16 protein-coding genes and 1 tRNA gene are annotated in these 17,629 nt (G+C 59.3%); 14 read left to right on the forward strand and 3 right to left on the reverse strand.

What is annotated here, in order from left to right; all coding sequences use genetic code 11:
- Positions 1-488 precede the first annotated feature (488 nt).
- The 9 genes from KUIN1_RS26030 to KUIN1_RS26070 all read left to right on the forward strand — a co-directional run bounded on the left by KUIN1_RS26030 (position 489) and on the right by KUIN1_RS26070 (position 9,083).
- Positions 489-2,714 (forward strand): AsmA family protein, encoded by a 2,226-nt coding sequence (locus tag KUIN1_RS26030; RefSeq protein WP_024640513.1) that lies wholly within the window; start codon positions 489-491, stop codon positions 2,712-2,714.
- A gap of 92 nt (positions 2,715-2,806) precedes the next feature.
- Positions 2,807-3,874: an A/G-specific adenine glycosylase gene (gene mutY / locus KUIN1_RS26035; RefSeq protein ID WP_011269294.1), complete on the forward strand. Its 1,068-nt coding sequence runs from the start codon at positions 2,807-2,809 to the stop codon at positions 3,872-3,874.
- Complete coding sequence (locus KUIN1_RS26040; protein WP_002555777.1) at positions 3,871-4,143, forward strand: oxidative damage protection protein; 273 nt, start codon at positions 3,871-3,873, stop codon at positions 4,141-4,143. Before mutY ends, KUIN1_RS26040 begins: the two co-directional genes overlap by 4 nt.
- A gap of 101 nt (positions 4,144-4,244) precedes the next feature.
- A tRNA-Phe gene (locus KUIN1_RS26045) sits at positions 4,245-4,320 on the forward strand.
- A 462-nt stretch (positions 4,321-4,782) separates the two neighbouring features.
- Positions 4,783-5,355, forward strand: a complete 573-nt coding sequence (locus KUIN1_RS26050) for a DUF6932 family protein (protein ID WP_232059996.1) — start codon at positions 4,783-4,785, stop codon at positions 5,353-5,355.
- Positions 5,348-6,250 (forward strand): hypothetical protein, encoded by a 903-nt coding sequence (locus tag KUIN1_RS26055; RefSeq protein ID WP_024640511.1) that lies wholly within the window; start codon positions 5,348-5,350, stop codon positions 6,248-6,250. The genes KUIN1_RS26050 and KUIN1_RS26055 overlap by 8 nt, the downstream gene beginning before the upstream one ends.
- 266 nt (positions 6,251-6,516) lie before the next feature.
- Positions 6,517-6,795, forward strand: coding sequence for a lipoprotein (locus tag KUIN1_RS26060; protein ID WP_003318312.1), 279 nt, complete (start codon positions 6,517-6,519; stop codon positions 6,793-6,795).
- A gap of 312 nt (positions 6,796-7,107) precedes the next feature.
- The gene (locus tag KUIN1_RS26065; protein WP_103754836.1) at positions 7,108-8,454 is read left to right on the forward strand and encodes a methyl-accepting chemotaxis protein; all 1,347 of its coding nucleotides are present in this window, start codon (positions 7,108-7,110) and stop codon (positions 8,452-8,454) included.
- A 143-nt stretch (positions 8,455-8,597) separates the two neighbouring features.
- On the forward strand, positions 8,598-9,083 hold the full coding sequence (locus KUIN1_RS26070; RefSeq protein ID WP_004407280.1) for a hypothetical protein: 486 nt from the start codon (positions 8,598-8,600) through the stop codon (positions 9,081-9,083).
- Positions 9,084-9,140: 57 nt separating this feature from the next.
- Here the strand turns inward: KUIN1_RS26070 and gabP are convergent, their stop codons facing one another.
- Positions 9,141-10,532, reverse strand: coding sequence for a GABA permease (gene gabP / locus KUIN1_RS26075; protein WP_004407279.1), 1,392 nt, complete (start codon positions 10,530-10,532; stop codon positions 9,141-9,143).
- Positions 10,533-11,057: 525 nt separating this feature from the next.
- Between gabP and KUIN1_RS26090 the strand changes: the two genes are divergently transcribed.
- The 5 genes from KUIN1_RS26090 (at position 11,058) to KUIN1_RS26110 (ending at position 15,330) form a co-directional block, all read left to right on the forward strand.
- Positions 11,058-11,831: an ABC transporter ATP-binding protein gene (locus KUIN1_RS26090; RefSeq protein ID WP_004407276.1), complete on the forward strand. Its 774-nt coding sequence runs from the start codon at positions 11,058-11,060 to the stop codon at positions 11,829-11,831.
- Positions 11,832-11,844: 13 nt separating this feature from the next.
- Entirely contained in the window at positions 11,845-12,609 is a 765-nt protein-coding gene (locus KUIN1_RS26095) for an ABC transporter substrate-binding protein (RefSeq protein ID WP_024652769.1), read from the forward strand.
- A gap of 66 nt (positions 12,610-12,675) precedes the next feature.
- Entirely contained in the window at positions 12,676-13,371 is a 696-nt protein-coding gene (locus KUIN1_RS26100; protein WP_003342249.1) for an ABC transporter permease, read from the forward strand.
- Positions 13,368-14,057, forward strand: a complete 690-nt coding sequence (locus KUIN1_RS26105; RefSeq protein ID WP_003318320.1) for an ABC transporter permease — start codon at positions 13,368-13,370, stop codon at positions 14,055-14,057. Before KUIN1_RS26100 ends, KUIN1_RS26105 begins: the two co-directional genes overlap by 4 nt.
- A 1-nt stretch (position 14,058) precedes the next feature.
- A complete protein-coding gene (locus KUIN1_RS26110) occupies positions 14,059-15,330 on the forward strand; it encodes a methyltransferase (RefSeq protein WP_103754837.1) in 1,272 nt (423 codons plus the stop codon).
- A 295-nt stretch (positions 15,331-15,625) separates the two neighbouring features.
- On the opposite strand, the gene KUIN1_RS26115 is transcribed toward KUIN1_RS26110, so the two are convergent.
- On the reverse strand, positions 15,626-15,952 hold the full coding sequence (locus KUIN1_RS26115) for a DUF6124 family protein (RefSeq protein WP_003434742.1): 327 nt from the start codon (positions 15,950-15,952) through the stop codon (positions 15,626-15,628).
- A 436-nt stretch (positions 15,953-16,388) separates the two neighbouring features.
- Positions 16,389-17,414, reverse strand: coding sequence for a J domain-containing protein (locus KUIN1_RS26120; RefSeq protein ID WP_103754838.1), 1,026 nt, complete (start codon positions 17,412-17,414; stop codon positions 16,389-16,391).
- Positions 17,415-17,629: the final 215 nt, after the last annotated feature.

Genomic DNA, 17,629 nt, shown 5'->3' on the forward strand with positions numbered 1-17,629 from the left:
CCCAATGTGTGAAGCTCGCAGATGTCCGCTGGTCCGCCACAGACTCAGTGCCGAGCGGCCATGTCTGTTTTATCGGCAGGTTCTCCGGATACGTGACAAAAAGACGCACCCTGGCCAGCAAAAACGGAGACTATCACTGTCTGATGGCAAATAAGCATCTCACTACATGCTTTTTATTATCTATTTTCATACGCTAATCCACGTGCTCTATGGCCCCATAGATGCAATCAATTAAGCACTGACGAAAACCTGCCTTGGGCTTAGTTGGGCCAGCACCTGTGTGGCCGTTCGGCCGGCTTGAAAAGACTTGGAAGATATATCGCGACAAGACGACTCGCATTTTTTCATCTGCTCCCAGGCGTAATGGCGCGTGGCGCCAGCGTCCCGAACCGGAGGCCAGACAGCAATAACGGTATCCGCAGCCCGGTCGGCTCGTCAGAGCGGTATACTCGTGGGCTATTTTTGAACATCGACACAAGGACTCGCCCATGAAAGCGTTCGGCAAAATCCTGGGGCTGTTTATTCTCGGGTTGTTGCTGATCATCGTGGCTCTCGGCTTCGCCCTGACCCACCTGTTTGATCCCAACGACTACAAAGACGAGATTCGCCAGCTGGCACGCGACAAGGCCAACGTCGAGCTGACGCTCAACGGCGATATCGGCTGGAGCCTGTTCCCCTGGCTCGGCCTGGAATTGCACGACGCCCATGTCGCCACCCTGACCGCTCCCGATCAGCCGTTCGCCGATGTGCAGATGCTCGGCCTGTCCGTTCGTGTTCTGCCACTGCTGCGTCGCCAGGTACAGATGAGCGACATTCGCGTCGAAGGCCTGAACCTGACCCTGCACCGCGATGAAAACGGTCATGGCAACTGGGAAGACATCGGCAAGCCAGCCGTGGCAAGCACTGAAACACCTGGCGAGACAACACCGGCCCCGGCTCCGGACGCGCCCAAAGCGGATCGCCCTGCCCAGCCGATCCGCCTGGATATCGACAGCCTGACCGTCAACAACGCCCGCGTGGATTACAGCGATGCCCGAAAAGGCCGGACCTTCATGGCCGAGAGCATTCAGCTGAGCACCGGGCCGATTCGTGAGGCGTCCGATATCCCGATCAAACTGACGGCGTTCCTGAGCACCAACCAGCCCGTCGTGCGCGCCAAGACCGAGTTGGTCGGCGCACTGCGCCTGGACCGCGTGCTCAAGCGTTATCAATTCGAAGACATGCGCCTGTCCGGTGAAGTCGCCGGCGAGCCGCTGCAAGGCAAGACCGTGACCTTCTCGGCGCAGGGCCAGTTGCTCGTCGACCTGGCAGCCAATATCGCCGAATGGAACAGCCTCAAAGTCTCGGCCAACCAGTTGCGTGCACTCGGCGAACTGCGTGCCCGCGATCTGGACAAAACACCGCAGATCAGCGGCGGCCTGTCCATTGCCCAGCTTGATCTGCGCGCGTTCTTCGAAAACATCGGCCAGCCGCTGCCAGCCATGTCCGAGGGCGCGCTGAGCAAGGTTGAAATGGTCACGCGTCTGGCAGGTACGCCTACCAGCCTTGCGCTGGAAAACCTCAACCTGAAAGTCGACGACAGCAGCTTCACGGGACGCATCGCGGTGGACGACTTCGCCAAACAGGCGCTGCGTGTCCAGCTCAAGGGCGATACCTTCGACGCCGACCGCTATCGTCCGGCTGAAAGCGAAGAAAGCAAAGGTGCCAAGGCCGCGCGCAAATCCGAAGTACAGTCCGGTGAAGCCGCCGCCGCTGCGGGCGACTCGCCGCTGCCCGAACAACCGACCAAGGCCGCCTGGAGCACGGCAAAACTGCTGCCGCTGGAGCGCTTGCGTACACTGGATGTCGAGGCTGACCTGAGCTTTGGCAAACTGACCCTGAACAAACTGCCCATCGACAACGCAGCGTTCAAGACCCAGGCCAACGGTGGCGTTATCAAGGTCGATACGCTGAGTGGCGACCTGTACAACGGCAATTTCGAGGTCAAGGGCAATCTGGACGCGCGTCCGGACACGCCTGTGGCCACTGTACAGACGCGCATTGCCAAAGTGCCGGTCGAACGCGTTCTGGAAAGCCAGGGGCAGACGCCGCCAGTGCGCGGCCTGCTGACCCTCGACAGCAACCTGACCGGCACAGGCAACAGCGAAAAAGCCCTGATCGACAGCCTGAACGGCACCGCCAGCTTTGCGCTCAATAACGGCGTACTGGTCAATGCCAACCTGGAGCAGCAGCTGTGCAAGGGTATTTCGATCCTCAACCGCAAGACGCTCAGCGGCGAACCGCGTGCCAAGGACACCCCTTTCCAGCAGCTCAACGGCAATCTGGTGATACGCAATGGCGTCGCCAGCAACCCGGACCTCAAGGTCCGCACGCCTGGCATGGCCGTCAACGGTAACGGCGACGTCGACCTGCGCGTGCTGGGCATGAACTACCGCGTCGGCATCATCGTTGAAGGCGACAAGAGCGACATGCCGGACCCGGCCTGCGAGGTCAACCCGCGCTTTGTCGGCATCGAGTGGCCGGTGCAGTGCCGTGGCCCGCTGGAACTGGGTGCCAAGGCCTGCCGTCTGGACAAGGAAGGCGTCGGCCAGATCGCTGCGAAACTGGCGGGCGACCGGATCAGCGAGAAGCTTGAGGACAAGCTGAACGACAAACTCGGTGACAAGGTCAGCCCCGAGCTCAAGGACGCCCTCAAGGGCCTGTTCAAACGCTAGGGCAACGTGAATGCTCAGGAGCGCCCTCGCGGCGCTCCGTTGGCGCACCCTTTCATATCCCGACTCACATCTCGACGAGAGCCCTCCAGGCCATGCAACCCGAACAATTCTCCAGCGCCGTGCTGGACTGGTACGACCGTCATGGCCGACATGACCTGCCCTGGCAACAAGACATCACGCCGTACCGGGTCTGGGTATCGGAAATCATGCTGCAGCAGACCCAGGTCAGCACCGTTCTGAGCTACTTCGACCGCTTCATGGAGGCCCTGCCGACCGTGCAGGCGCTGGCCGAAGCGCCCGAGGACGAAGTACTGCACCTGTGGACCGGGCTGGGTTACTACACCCGCGCCCGCAACCTGCAGAAAACGGCCAAAATCGTCGTCGCCGAGCATGGCGGCGAGTTTCCCCGTGATGTCGAAAAACTCATTCTGCTGCCCGGCATCGGCCTGTCCACCGCAGGCGCAATCGCCAGCCTGAGCATGGGCATTCGCGCGCCGATCCTCGATGGCAACGTCAAACGCGTGCTGGCGCGCTTCACCGCGCAAGAGGGCTACCCCGGCGAGCCGAAGGTGGCCAAGCAGCTGTGGGCCACCGCTGAACGCTTCACGCCGCACAGCCGGGTCAACAACTACACCCAGGCGATGATGGACCTGGGGGCGACACTCTGCACCCGCAGCAAACCCAGCTGCCTGCTCTGTCCGCTGGAGCGCAGTTGTGAGGCGCACATGCTGGGCCTGGAAACGCGCTACCCGATCCCCAAGCCGCGCAAGACCGTGCCGCAGAAACGCACGCTCATGCCGATGCTCGCCAACGAAGACGGCGCGATCCTGCTTTATCGTCGCCCTTCCAGCGGCTTGTGGGGCGGCCTGTGGAGCCTGCCGGAACTGGACGACTTCGATGACCTTCAGCACCTGGCCACGCAACACGCGCTGCAACTGGGCGAGCACCATGAACTGCCGGGACTTATCCACACCTTCAGCCACTTCCAGTTGAGCATCGAACCCTGGCTGGTCAAGGTCCGCGAGTCCGCCGATCACGTGGCCGAGGCCGACTGGCTCTGGTATAACCTCGCCACCCCGCCACGCCTGGGCCTTGCCGCCCCGGTGAAAAAGCTGCTCAAACGCGCAGCCGACGTATTGAACGCAGGAGAGTCGTCATGACCCGCACCGTAATGTGCCGCAAATACAAAGAAGAACTGCCCGGCCTGGAACGCGCCCCATATCCGGGAGCCAAGGGCGAAGACATCTTCAACCACGTCTCGCAGAAAGCCTGGGCCGACTGGCAGAAACACCAGACCCTGCTGATCAACGAGCGTCGCCTGAACATGATGAACGCCGAGGACCGTAAATTCCTCCAGACCGAGATGGACAAGTTTCTCTCCGGCGAAGAATACGCCCAGGCCGAAGGCTACGTTCCCCCCGAAAAATAAAGCGTTTCACGCAGTGAAGGTCGTAAGCGTCGGTAATAATTCAAATTTTTTAAAAAACACGCTTGACGACCTCCTGAAAAACACGTCTAATGCGCCCCGTTGCCCAGATAGCTCAGTCGGTAGAGCAGGGGATTGAAAATCCCCGTGTCGGCGGTTCGATTCCGTCTCTGGGCACCACCTTCCGTTTTCAGGTGATGCCAGGCACACCTGAAAGCACACAAAAAGCCCGCCTCGTGCGGGCTTTTTGTTGTCTGGGCCTAACCCTCATCGTATGCCCAAAGTTCGGCACACAACCCGTCCAGTGACAAGCTCGACCACCGAACGATGCCAATCATTCAGCACGTAGCTAAATTGCTGAGCAGCGGCTGATACCTATGGTCGTTGGGGGCTATGCTCGCTGAAGCAGGCATCGTCTATCCAGCCCTGAAAGTCTGCTGACGCGCGAGCGCTCGAAACTTTGCGTACAACGTTTTCGCTTGCTCGCATTTTGCACTGCATGACAGAGTGCACACATGCACTCCCGAAGGGGAAGCCAAGTCATCTGGCGCGCTAAGGGTATCGGCAAGCCAACGAACCGGCGGGGGTGAACTGCAATAGACAACGCAGCTGGCTTGCTCGGCTGGACCATGGCACACGGAGGTGAAGTTGATACCACTATGGGATCATCAGGGGGTAATTCCGCCGATCAACGAGCGAAATCCGACATCTTTTGAGCGAGCGCCCTATCCGACAGACGTAAAGCGGTTGATTGATCGCTTCTCGACTACCTTAGAAAGATGCGAGGTGCTTGAGGGCTTCCTGTCTCATCGATCTGAAATCCATCGCGTGGGTATCGTTTCGGGCATTCAGTGGCTTAACGGCAGCTTCATGGAGAACGTGGAGATGCTGGAGGGCCGTCCGCCCAATGATATGGATGTTGTGACATTCGCCGATGTGTCAGCCGCCATTCAGCAATCATTGACCGCTGATGATGTTCAAAAGCTGACAGACACAGAATGGATCAAGACATCGTATAGAGTCGATTTTTATATAAATCTGCTCTCTGACCCACCCGAAACACTCATTGAGCTTGCGGCGTACTGGTACAGTATGTGGTCGCACAGAAGATCTCAGCAATGGAAAGGATTTCTGAGCGTGAAACTCGATCCATTGCATGACCAAGCTGCGGCCGACCTTTTGGGGATTCGAAAGCGGGAGCTCCAGAATGAATAGAACTGAATTCACTCACGCACAGGCAGAAATCGGTTTCCTGGACCGCATCGCGCAGAAGCCAGGTCTGAGCAACCTTTCACGCCTTTCGCTGCAAGCCAGGAAGAATCAGGTAGGCGCAAGTCTTCGAGAGCCTGGCCGCGGCGCATTCTCACCCGCTAAAGCAGTGGTTACTTACCGCGGAACTCCAGTCAGAGGAGTACACGGTATAGGTGCTGAGTTCGGGGCCGCGGTAACCACAAAATTTTCCGATGTGGTATCGGCTATTGCAGCCTCTATAAGCGGCGTTCTGAATGACTTTGGGCCAATCCCAAACAAAGCTCAAAACCAGATACTGATCACAGGGACGGCACTGGGCTCATTTGGTTTTGAATTTGAGGAAGCGCCAAGTGGTGACCCTCAGCTCACGCTGGAGGGGACTACGCCCGTCTCGCAAGCTTTCGAGCTGGTTGCAGAACTTCTTGAAGCATCCACCAAGGGTGATGAGGAGTTGTCAGAGCCAGCGTCGAGGCTTGGTACAAGGGCTATTGCCACGGTCTCAGAGTATCTGGACAAGCTAATAGCCTATGAAGCCTACTGCTCCGTAACAACCAGAGACCACGTATTTTCCTTTACCAGCGTCGATCAGGTTCGCATTAGCAGATCGCGCCTGAGCGTGGAAAACATCACTGAAACCGATATCGAGTTCAGTGGCGAATTTCTTGGCGCCTTTCCTGCCGAACGTCGTTTCGAGTTCAAAACCCAGGAAGGCACAATTATCCACGGACGGATTGCTGCCGCAATCGAGAACCCGGCAATAATTAACACCCGGCTAAATCAGACATTCACTATTGGCGTGAGCGCGAGAACAGTGGGAAATGGCAGGCCGAGATACACAATTTCCAAACTTCCTTGGTAAATACTGGCCCAGCCTGCAGCTGGGCTTTTCATTTCTCCCTCCCTGATCCGATCCTTGAATATCGACATGCCGAGGTCATGTACAGTCAATCTGCGAAGAAAGGTATCAACCAGAATCGCTTCCAGATAGCGCTCGGCCACAGGTGCGAAACGATGCTTCGACAGCCTCAAGACCAGCCATCCAGAGCCCTGCCACCTCCATCCCATTGAACTAATTTTCCCTGCCCGCCCTCGAAGCCATACATTTGCTTCCACAAGGAAAATTCCGTGCTCAAGTTAACTGCCTCCGCCCTCATCCTCGCCGCCACTCTCGGTCTGGCTGCCTGCGACAGCAAATCCGAACAGAAGGCACAGGACGCTCAGGCGCATCAGGAGAAATCCCAGGAGAAGATGGAGTCTGCTCAGGACAAAGTGAACGAAGCGGCCAAAGAGAACACCGAAGCGGCCAAGGACAAAGCCGAGTCCAAGGAAGCGGCTGCCGAAGAGTCGAAGACCTTTGTGCCGACCTCCGAAGTGACCAACACCATTCAGCCTGAAAAAAAGTAAAACAGTGAAAACTCTTCACAAAGTTTTCACAGCGGCCGCGTCATTGTAGAGCTGCTCCCAAGTGTGAATCCTTAAGCCCGCTCCCCCATCGCGGGCTTTTCTTTGCCCGGAATTTGACGGGCAAAGCACTTTTCGAACAGATTCGATCGTCATTCCCGACGCGCCGTTCTCGTTAAAAAAATCGCACAATATCTGACGCCAAAAAATCACTTGATTTATTTATAGGATTATTGCACTCATGCATTAACGCCACAGGTTCTGGTGTCGATAGCCTCATCACAGTAAGTCCGCAAACACACCTAGGGGCACGTTATGTTCGGAAATAAGAACAAAGCTGAGCTGACGGCCATGAAGGCCGAGGTAGATGGACTCAAAGGACTGACAAGCGCGCTGGAGAAATCGATGGCGGTGGTCGAGCTGGGTCTCGACGGCAAGATCCTCCGGGCCAACGATAACTTCCTCGCGGCGATGGGCTATCGGGCTGAAGAGCTGGCGACCAAGACACATCGTGACTTCTGCGAGCCGGAAATGCTCCGCAGCCGCGAGTATGCGGATCTCTGGGCATCCTTGAAGGCCGGGAAATTTATCTCGGGCACCTTCAAACGCGTCGGCAAGAATGGCCACAGCGTCTGGCTCGAAGCCAGCTACAACCCGGTGAGGGATGCGCAGGGCAACGTCGTCAAGGTGGTCAAGTACGCCCTGGACGTCACCACACGCGTGATGCTGGAGAACGAAACCAGCAGCAAGCTCGCCGCTGTCGACCGGGCGATGGCTATCTGCGAATTCGAACCCAACGGCAATGTGATAACCGCCAACAACAACTTCCTGAACGTCATGGGCTATGCGCTGGCCGAGATCAAGGGTAAACACCATCGCTCGTTCTGCGAGCCGACACTGGTCAACAGTCCGGAATACACCGAGTTCTGGCGCAAGCTGAACCACGGCGAGTTCATCGGCGACCAGTTCAAACGTATCGGCAAACAGGGTCGGGTTGTCTGGCTGGAAGCGACGTATAACCCGGTTTTCGATGTCGACGGCAAACTCTACAAAATCGTCAAGTTCGCCAGCGACATTACCCAGCGCGTCGAAAAACAGGAAGCGGACGCGCACGGTGCGTCGCGCGCTTATCACATCTCGGCAGAAACCGAGAAAGTGGCCGAGCAGGGAACCCTGGTCATTCAGGAAACCGCGCGGGAAATGCGTCAGATCTCCGAAAACATCGGTGCATCGGCGAAACTGGTGAGTCAGCTGGGCGATCGCTCCGAGCAGATCACCGCCATCGTCAACACCATTCGCGGCATCGCCGATCAGACCAACCTGCTGGCGCTCAACGCGGCCATCGAGGCGGCACGCGCGGGGGATCAGGGCCGTGGGTTTGCCGTGGTGGCCGACGAAGTCAGGCAACTGGCGGGACGTACCAGCGGCTCGACCACCGAGATTGCCGAAATGATTGGCAAGATCCTCGCCGAAACACGCGAAGCCGTGGCCAGCATGGATGCCACGCAGGAAGGTGCCATTCGTGGTGTGACACTGGCCGATCAGGCCGGCCAGGTGATCGTGCAGATCCGCGATGGCGCAAGCGATGCAGTCGAGGCCGTCAACATGTTCGCCACGCGCATGGACGAAGCTGAAGCGTTTGCAAAACCGGGCAAGCGTTGACGCTTCGGTAGCGCCGCGCCAATCAAGAACCCGCGCGCTGCGGGTTTTTTATTGACCGCTGATTACTGCACAAACCTTGGTTATCAGGCGCGTCTGCGCTTCAATAGCGCCCATTGCACCCCACGCCAGCCAAAGGACCGCTCATGGCCTCGCCAGACAAGCAGCAAAAACGTGCCAAGCGCGCAAAGATCAAGGCCAAGCAGAACCGCTCGGGCAAGGCTGCAACCAGCCTGGTTCATCCAGTATTCGCCTCGGCGCTGGTCAACCAGCCGTTCGACGACGTTGAACTCGACCTCAATACCTTCGACTTCAGCGACATTGTCGAGAACGGTTTTGACCCGGCCGACTACGACGACCTGTTCACGGCCATGAAGCAAGCCGAGGCCATCAGCCAGCTCGCGCTGTGCGTCGTCTTCCTGCAGTACCCGGTGCTGGCACTGGTGATTTCCGAAGAGGACGAAGACCCGGCCACGGACTTCATGATGGGCCTGCTTATCGTGTACCGCGCGATGTACCACGATGAAGACGAAGACAGCGCGATCGAGTGGATCGAAAGCCCTGCCTTCCAGAAGGATTACACCCTGGCGTCCGGCCTGCTGATGAAGAGGGAGACCAGGGCCGCACGCTGATGGAAGCTCGTGCCAATGCGCGGCATTGGCACGAGGGTCATGAGCCCAAGGGCGCGATCAACCCAGCGCAGCAGCGCCGACGCGACCGTCCTTGCGGCGACGCGATACGATCATGCCAGCGCCGATCACCAACAGGCTGAGCACGCCGGTGGCGATGATTTCGAGGCGATGCTCTTCCTGCAGCAGCATGATGGTCAGCACCGCGACGATGAACGCGATCACTGCCCAGGTCAGCCATGGGAACAGCCACATCTTGAAGTCGATGGCCTCGCCCGCAGCGATGCGCTTCTGGCGCATACGCAGCTGCGACACCGCGATCACCAGGTACACCAGCAGTGCGATGGCACCGGAGCTGGCGAGCAGGAAATCAAACACGGCCGCCGGCGCGATGTAGTTGGCGAACACGGTCAGGAAAGCCGCCGCAGTCGACATGATCACCGCCCAGTGAGGCGTACCGCCCTTGCTGGTGCGCTTGGACACGGCCGGTGCATCGCCGCGCTTGCCCAGCGAGAACAGCATGCGCGAAGCGGTGTACAGGGCCGAGTTCAGGCAGCTGGTCACGGCGACCAGGACCACCAGGTCGACGATCAGCTTGGCGTTCGGAATGCCCATTGCATCGAGCACGGTTTGATACGAACCCACCTCGGCCAGGCGCGGGTCGTTCCACGGCACCAGCGACACCACGATGAAGATCGAAACCAGATAGAACAGGAAGATCCGCCAGATCACCGAATTGGTGGCCTTGGTGATCTGCTTGCCAGGGTTCTTGGACTCGGCCGCGGCGATGGTCACAATCTCGGTGCCCATGAACGAGAACATGGTGGTCAGCATCGCCGCCAGTACCGCGCCCATACCGTTTGGCAGGAAGCCGCCGGTATCGAACAGGTGGCTGACACCGCTGACGTTGCTGGTGGGCAGCAGACCGAAGATCGCGGCAACACCCAGCACCACGAACGCGATGATCGCCACGACCTTGATCAGCGCGAACCAGAACTCGAATTCACCGTAGTTCTTCACACTGAACAGGTTGGTTGCCGTCAGCACCAGTGTGATGACCAGCGTGAACACCCAGATCGCGATATTGGGGAACCAGGCATGCAGAATGGTTGCAGCGGCGTTGGCTTCCAGTGGAATCACCAGCACCCAGAACCACCAGTACAACCAGCCGATGGTGAAACCGGCCCAGTGGCCGATAGCGCGGTCGGCATAGGTTGAAAACGAACCGGTATCCGGCGAGGCAACGGCCATTTCGGCCAGCATGCGCATCACCAGTACCACCAGCGTACCCGCCGCGGCATACGCCAGCAGCACGGCAGGCCCGGCTTCGGCAATCGCGTGGCCGGAGCCGACGAACAACCCGGCGCCAATCACGCCAGCAATCGACAGCATCGTAATGTGTCGAGGTTTCAGCCCTTGTTCGAGCTCGGAAGAGTTAGCGGTACTGCTCATAAAACCACCTGTGCAAGACGAGCGAGGCACACCGGAGCGTTACGTAAAAAGAAACCTACGGTGCCGTTCTTTATATTTGACGCAAGAATTGCGCCAAAATATTTCGAAAACGACGTCGCTTAGAGAATACGAGGCCTGTGGCTTGACGCGTGAAGCCTGCAGCACGATGGCTTTTCTGCGCCGTCTGTAGGATTTGTTACCAAACGCCTCAGATTCGTCTACATGCACGCACCAAAAATGCCCCAAACCTTCCTCAAAGCGCAAACATGGTGCAGAAATCAGACCGCCGCTCAGCAAATGCTACTTCCAACGCCCGGCCAAAGCTGGCAACATCGCGCCTTTTTCGCGCACGCCCCTGTTTTACAGGGCATCGTGCTTGCCTTCTTGCGACCGTCCGCTGCCCATATGAGACAACCCGTCGAGCGCCTCCACGCTGGACACAATACGTCGATGGTTGTCCTTTAAACGCTGTGCTAGCTTGGCGTTCGCTGGCAGCCAGCGCGCACACTTCAACGAGGACCCCAAATGGCCGAGGCCACGCCCGCCCTGGAAATCCGCAACCTGCACAAGCGCTACGATCAGCTCGAGGTGCTCAAAGGCATCTCGCTGACGGCTCGCGACGGCGACGTCATATCGATCCTCGGCTCGTCCGGCTCCGGCAAGTCCACGTTGCTGCGCTGCATCAACCTGCTGGAAAACCCGCATCAGGGCCAGATTCTGGTGGCCGGCGAAGAATTGAAGCTCAAGGCAGCGCGCAATGGCGACCTGATTGCCGCCGATAACCGGCAGATCAATCGTCTGCGCAGCCAGATCGGCTTTGTGTTCCAGAATTTCAACCTGTGGCCGCACATGAGCGTGCTCGATAACATCATCGAAGCCCCGCGTCGCGTCCTCGGTCAGAGCAAGGCCGAGGCCATTGCGGTGGCTGAAGAGCTGCTGGCCAAGGTAGGTATCGCCGACAAGCGCCATGCCTACCCCGCGCAACTTTCCGGCGGGCAGCAGCAACGCGCCGCCATTGCGCGTACGCTGGCCATGCAACCACGGGTTATCCTGTTCGACGAGCCGACCTCGGCCCTCGACCCGGAGATGGTTCAGGAAGTACTCGGCGTCATCCGCGCACTGGCCGAAGAAGGCCGGACCATGCTGCTGGTGACCCACGAAATGAATTTTGCACGTCAGGTATCAAGTGAAGTGGTGTTTTTGCATCAGGGAATGGTCGAAGAACAGGGCACACCGCAGCAAGTATTCGAAAACCCGCTGTCGGCAAGGTGCAAACAATTCATGTCGAGTCACCGCTAACGGAGCAACACCCATGCAATCGTACAAAAAGATCTTGCTGATCGCAGCGGCCACCCTTGCCTTCAGCGGCAGTGCCTTTGCTGAAACCATGAAAATGGGCATCGAAGGGGCCTACCCGCCGTTCAACAACAAGGACGCGAGTGGCCAGGTGGTGGGCTTTGACTATGAAATCGGCCAGGCCCTGTGCGCCAAGATGAAAGTCGAGTGCGAAGCGGTGACGTCAGACTGGGACGGCATCATCCCGGCGTTGATGGCCAACAAGTTCGACTTCCTGATCTCGTCGCTGTCGATCACCGAAGAGCGCAAGCAGGTGGTCGATTTCACCAACCCGTATTACTCGAACAAGCTGCAATTCATCGCGCCGAAAACCTCCTCGATCGACGTATCGAGCGTGGAAAAAGCCAAAGAGAGCCTTGTCGGCAAGTCAGTGGGTGCACAGCGCTCGACACTGGCCGCCACCTGGCTGGAAGACAAGCTCGGGATCATGGACGCCAAACTCTATGACACTCAGGAAAACGCCTTCCTCGACCTGTCCTCCGGTCGCGTCGACGCCATGCTGGCCGACAAATACGTCAGCTTCGAGTGGCTGAAAAGCGAAGCGGGTCAGAACTTCGAGTTCAAGGGCGAGCCTGTCGTGGAAGACGACAAGATCGGCATCGCCGTGCGCAAGGGTGACGACGCCCTGCGCGAGCGCCTGAACGCGGCCCTGAAAGAAATCATCGCTGACGGCACCTACAAGAAGATCAACGACAAGTATTTCCCTTTCAGCATCCTCTGATTCACCTGACCGCGTCGCCGCCGCTTGCTTTCGAAGCGCGGCGACCGGCCCTGACAAAGCCTGCCCATGAACATTGATCTCCACGGATTCGGCCCGGCCCTTGCGGCTGGCGCGCTGATGACGGTCCAGCTTGCTCTCTCGGCCCTGTGCCTGGGGCTGGTGCTCGGACTGCTCGGCGCCTTGGCCAAGACCTCGCCCTACAAGCCGCTGCAATGGCTGGGCAGTACCTACTCGACCCTGGTACGCGGCATTCCCGAACTGCTTTGGGTGTTGCTGATTTACTTCGGCACCGTCAACGGTATGCGCGCCCTGGGCAAACTGTTCGACATTCCCGACCTGGCCCTCAGCGCCTTTGCTGCCGGGGTCATCGCCCTGGGCATTTGCTTCGGTGCCTACGCGACCGAAGTGTTTCGCGGCGCGATTCTGGCCATCCCCAAAGGCCACCGCGAAGCCGGGCTCGCGCTGGGCATGTCACGCTCGCGCATCCTTTTCAAACTGGTCCTGCCGCAGATGTGGCGCATCGCCCTGCCCGGCCTGGGCAACCTGTTCATGATTCTGATGAAAGACACCGCGCTGGTCTCGGTGATCGGCCTGGAAGAAATCATGCGCCACGCGCAGATCGCCGTGGGCTTCACCAAGCAAGCGTTCACCTTCTACATGGTCGCGGCCTTCATGTACCTGGGCCTGACCGTGCTGGCCATGGCCGGCATGTACTTCCTTGAAAAGCGCGCCAGTCGCGGCTTTCTGAGGAGCGCGTCATGAACTGGGAAGTCATCATCAAGTGGCTGCCACGCCTGGCACAGGGCGCAACCCTGACCCTGGAACTGGTGGCGATTGCCGTCATCGCCGGGCTGATCCTTGCCATCCCGATGGGCATCGCCCGCGCATCGCGCCACTGGCCGGTGCGCGCCCTGCCCTACGCCTACATCTTTTTCTTCCGCGGCACACCACTGCTGGTGCAACTGTTCCTCGTCTATTACGGGCTGGCGCAGTTCGAGTCGGTGCGCCAGAGTGCGCTGTGGCCGTACCTGCGCGACCCGTTCTGGTGTGCCGTGGTGACCATGACCCTGCACACCGCCGCCTACATCGCCGAGATCCTGCGTGGCGCCATGCAGGCTGTGCCGCCAGGTGAAGTCGAAGCGGCACGGGCGCTGGGCATGTCGAAATGGAAGGCGCTGTTCTATATCGTCCTGCCACGCGCGGCACGCATCGGCCTGCCGGCCTACAGCAATGAAGTGATCCTGATGCTCAAGGCCAGTGCGCTGGCCAGCACCGTCACCCTGCTGGAACTGACCGGCATGGCGCGCACGATCATCGCCCGCACCTACCTGCCAGTGGAAATCTTCTTCGCCGCCGGCATGTTCTACCTGGTCATGACCTTCGTGCTGGTGCAGGGCTTCCGGCTGCTGGAAAAACTATTGCGTGTAGACGCAAGCCAAGGGCGCTGATATGAAAGGTGCTGGCGTCGATCCAGTCAGCACCTTGCCATACGAGTCCGCCACCATGCCCTCTGAACCTCGCTTGCAGGATGAACACCTCGGCAGCCACTTCGGTGCGCTGGACAGCTTCCTGTTCGCGCATCAGGCCTTGTGGCGGCCCAAGCCGTTCACGCACCTCTCCCTGCCTTGGGAAGACAGATACCCGGACCTCGCGCTCTGGCTGCGGCAACGCACGCTGGAACAGGCCGAGGCCGCGCACAATCACCCGGAACACCTCGACGCGCCCTTCCCGTTCAAGCAACTGGCCGCCGAAGCGGTCGCGCTGAGCCACGTCGCCGAACTGCCCGTGCACGCCCTGCAGCCAGTCGAGGCGCGCATGAGCGTCGATGTGCCGGGGCGCAAGTGGCAGCAGATCGAAGCCTTCGCCAGCCATCTGGACATGCGTGACAGCGCGACTCACTGGCTGGACTGGTGCGCTGGCAAAGGCCACCTGGGGCGCCGCCTGACCGGGCCCGGCCAGCGCCTGACCTGCCTGGAGAAGGATCCGGCGCTGATCGAAGCAGGCCTGGCCCTGAGCACGCGGCAAGGCATCGACGCCAGACATGTGCAGCAGGATGTCATGGCCGACGACACGTGGCGCTACCTGCAACCCGAACACACGCCTGTTGCGCTGCATGCCTGCGGCGACCTGCACATTCAGTTGATGGAGCTGGCCAGCCAGACGGGCTGTCGGCGTATGGCGATTGCGCCGTGCTGCTACAACCGTACCCGGCACGACCTTTATCAAGCGCTGTCCAGCGAGGGCAAGGCGTCCGGCCTGAAGCTGTCGCGAGACGAGCTCGGCCTGCCGCTCAGTGAAACCGTGACGGCCGGCGCGCGCGTACGTCGTCAACGCGACACCTCGATGGCCCGCCGCCTGGGCTTCGACCTGCTGCAGCGCCGCCTGCGCGGCATTGATGACTACTTGCCCACACCCTCGCTGCCGACGTCCTGGCTGGATGCGTCCTACGCGGACTACTGCAACCATCTGGCAAAACTCAAGCATCTGCCTGCACCGGGCCAGCAGGACTGGGCTGCGCTGGAAGCCGCTGGCTGGAAAAGACTGGCCGAAGTGCGCAACCTGGAACTGGTCCGCGATCTGTTTCGGCGTCCGCTGGAGATGTGGCTGGTGCTGGACAGGGCGATGTACGTGCGCGAGCAGGGTTACAGCGTGAGCGTTGGCACTTTCTGTGACAGCCGGATTACACCGCGCAACCTGCTGATTCTGGCCCGAAAATCGTGACTGAAATCGGTTGAGCAACCTGTGGATAAGTCTGTTGATGGAAATGTGGATGAGTGCGTTAAAGCTTGGCGCGCCAGTTACTGAAGCCCCTTATTTTTTTCCGCCATCCTTCCCGTAACCCGCAAAAACAATGCCTTGCGGCTCAATGCACCCGACTGCACATAATTACCCGGCTGCGCAAATCTTTATCGGCAAATTGTGCATAAAGATTTGGTAAAGGCTCTGGCGCAAGCGTTTTGCGCGGCTCAATCGTGCACACGCAGACGCCTGTGCACGAGCTGTCGGGCGCAAGATTTCAGACCTCTTCGACACACTCCAGCGAGCGCTCGACCATGACCTTGGCCATTTCCAGCATGTGCATGGAAGCGAACGCCAGATCGCGCTGCGAACCGGTCAGTTCATCGCCGAGTTCGTGAGCGGTGGCCGATGCGCAGCGCAGGAAATCCAGCGCGTGCACCAAGGTGGCTTCCAGGCTGATGAAGTCGAACTTGCTGTCGTGGGGTTCCTTGGCCGGTCGGGAGATTGGCAGGTAACACTCCATGGCGCGCTTGACCACAGCCTTGTCGAAGACCGGTGCGGCGCTGGACGGTTTGTTGGGCGGATCGGGGGTTACTTTGACCATGCTTTAGCTCCTTCTATTGAAGTCGCTGCCATTTCGCTACTAAACGAAAAGGCGGCAACTGTACGCGAGTTAGTAGACCGGTGAGCTAAGAACCGGCGCACCCGAAGGTGCCAAGCGCACAGTCGCCATAGCATCAGGACGAAGCCTAATGAAACGCGGCTGTGTTACGCCTTAACTCACTACGGGCTACTAAACCCGATCGCTGATAGGCAGCGACGGGCGGAGAGTAGAAGCCCAGATAGAGGGGCGCAAGCGGTCGGGGATTCTCTCGGAAATGTCCTTCAAAAGAAAGAGACGGTGCCTGCAAAAACGCGCCTGAAAGCGTTGCAAAAGGTGAGTTCACAGTACGACGCTTTGATTCTGGCCGAAGGCCGTAGGAGCGAACTTGTTCGCGAAGACTGAATACGCAGCGCCGCATTCCTGTCATGACCCACTACTAAAACTGATCATCCTTCAACCGCGCAAACGGCACACTGCGGTTCTGCAGCTTGCGCAACGTCAGCTTGTAGGCACTGGACTTGATCTGACTGCCCATCGGCGTCTCCTCCAGCAAAATCCGCCCCGACGCAAAGGCACAGCCCGTACTCATCATCTTGTACTTGAGCAGGTACAGCCCCGGGTCCATCTTGGCGAACACAAACACCGCCCCGGCCGGCACAAACGCATGCCGAAACGCCCGGCGCCCCACCGCATCCGTAACCTTGGCATACACCGCCGACTCGCCCGCCGAGTTATCCACAGTGATCTGCGACCAACCGTTGTCCTTGAGCACCGGCATGTCCTTCACATAGCCCGCCTTGTCCGGCCAAGGCGCGCCCATCGGGTCAAGCGCCGGCACGCCACACTCGGACGCCGCCGCATCCACCGATTTGGCCGGGCTCGCTACAGGTTCCTCGACCGGCGTGACAGGCATGGCAGGCGCGGGCTTGACCCACGTCTGCGCAACCGGCGCAGGCTCCGACGGCACAAACGACTTGCCTGCACCCGGTTCGTAGCCCATCCATGCCCCACCCGCGCAGAACACCACAAACAACAGCGCCCAACGCCACGCACTGCGACGACGCCTGTCACGGGAAGGGGATGCAGAAGCGTAGGAAGAGGACTTGGGCGCCGGTCCCGAACGAGCCGCCTGAGACGGCGCTGAGGTCGCGGCTGCTGACGTGGCATCATACACATGAACCGCCTGCCCGCGCGTTGCATGCGCCTGCTTGCGGCGCGCAGCATCGATACGCGCCTTGTGCTCATTGGCAGCGAGCTGCGCATCATAAGCCGCACGCCGCGAAGGGTCAGCCAGCACATCGTGAGACGCGTTGACGACGCCCATCATGTCCGAGGCGTAAGGATCTGGATTCCTGTCCGGGTGCAGCTTCTGCGCCAGCTTGCGATAAGCCTTCTTGATCTGCTCAGGAGAGGCATCGCGAGCAACACTCAGCAGCTCGTAATGCGTAGGCGTTCTCTGCATTGCACTTGCTGTCCATGGCTGACTGCCATTTTCGATACAGTTGTATCGGCCAAAAAGCCGGTAGCTCCAGTGCAAATCCGACGCAACAGCAACCAGCGCACAAGAAAATGCCCGAATCCAGAGGATCCGGGCATTTCTTGATACATCGATGAAGCCTTCGTCGGCATCCAGACGCACATTCATGCGATTCAGACAGCCATCCTCAGCCCCACCCT

The sequence above is a fragment of the Pseudomonas sp. KUIN-1 genome (assembly GCF_009176725.1).
Lineage (GTDB): Bacteria > Pseudomonadota > Gammaproteobacteria > Pseudomonadales > Pseudomonadaceae > Aquipseudomonas > Aquipseudomonas fragariae.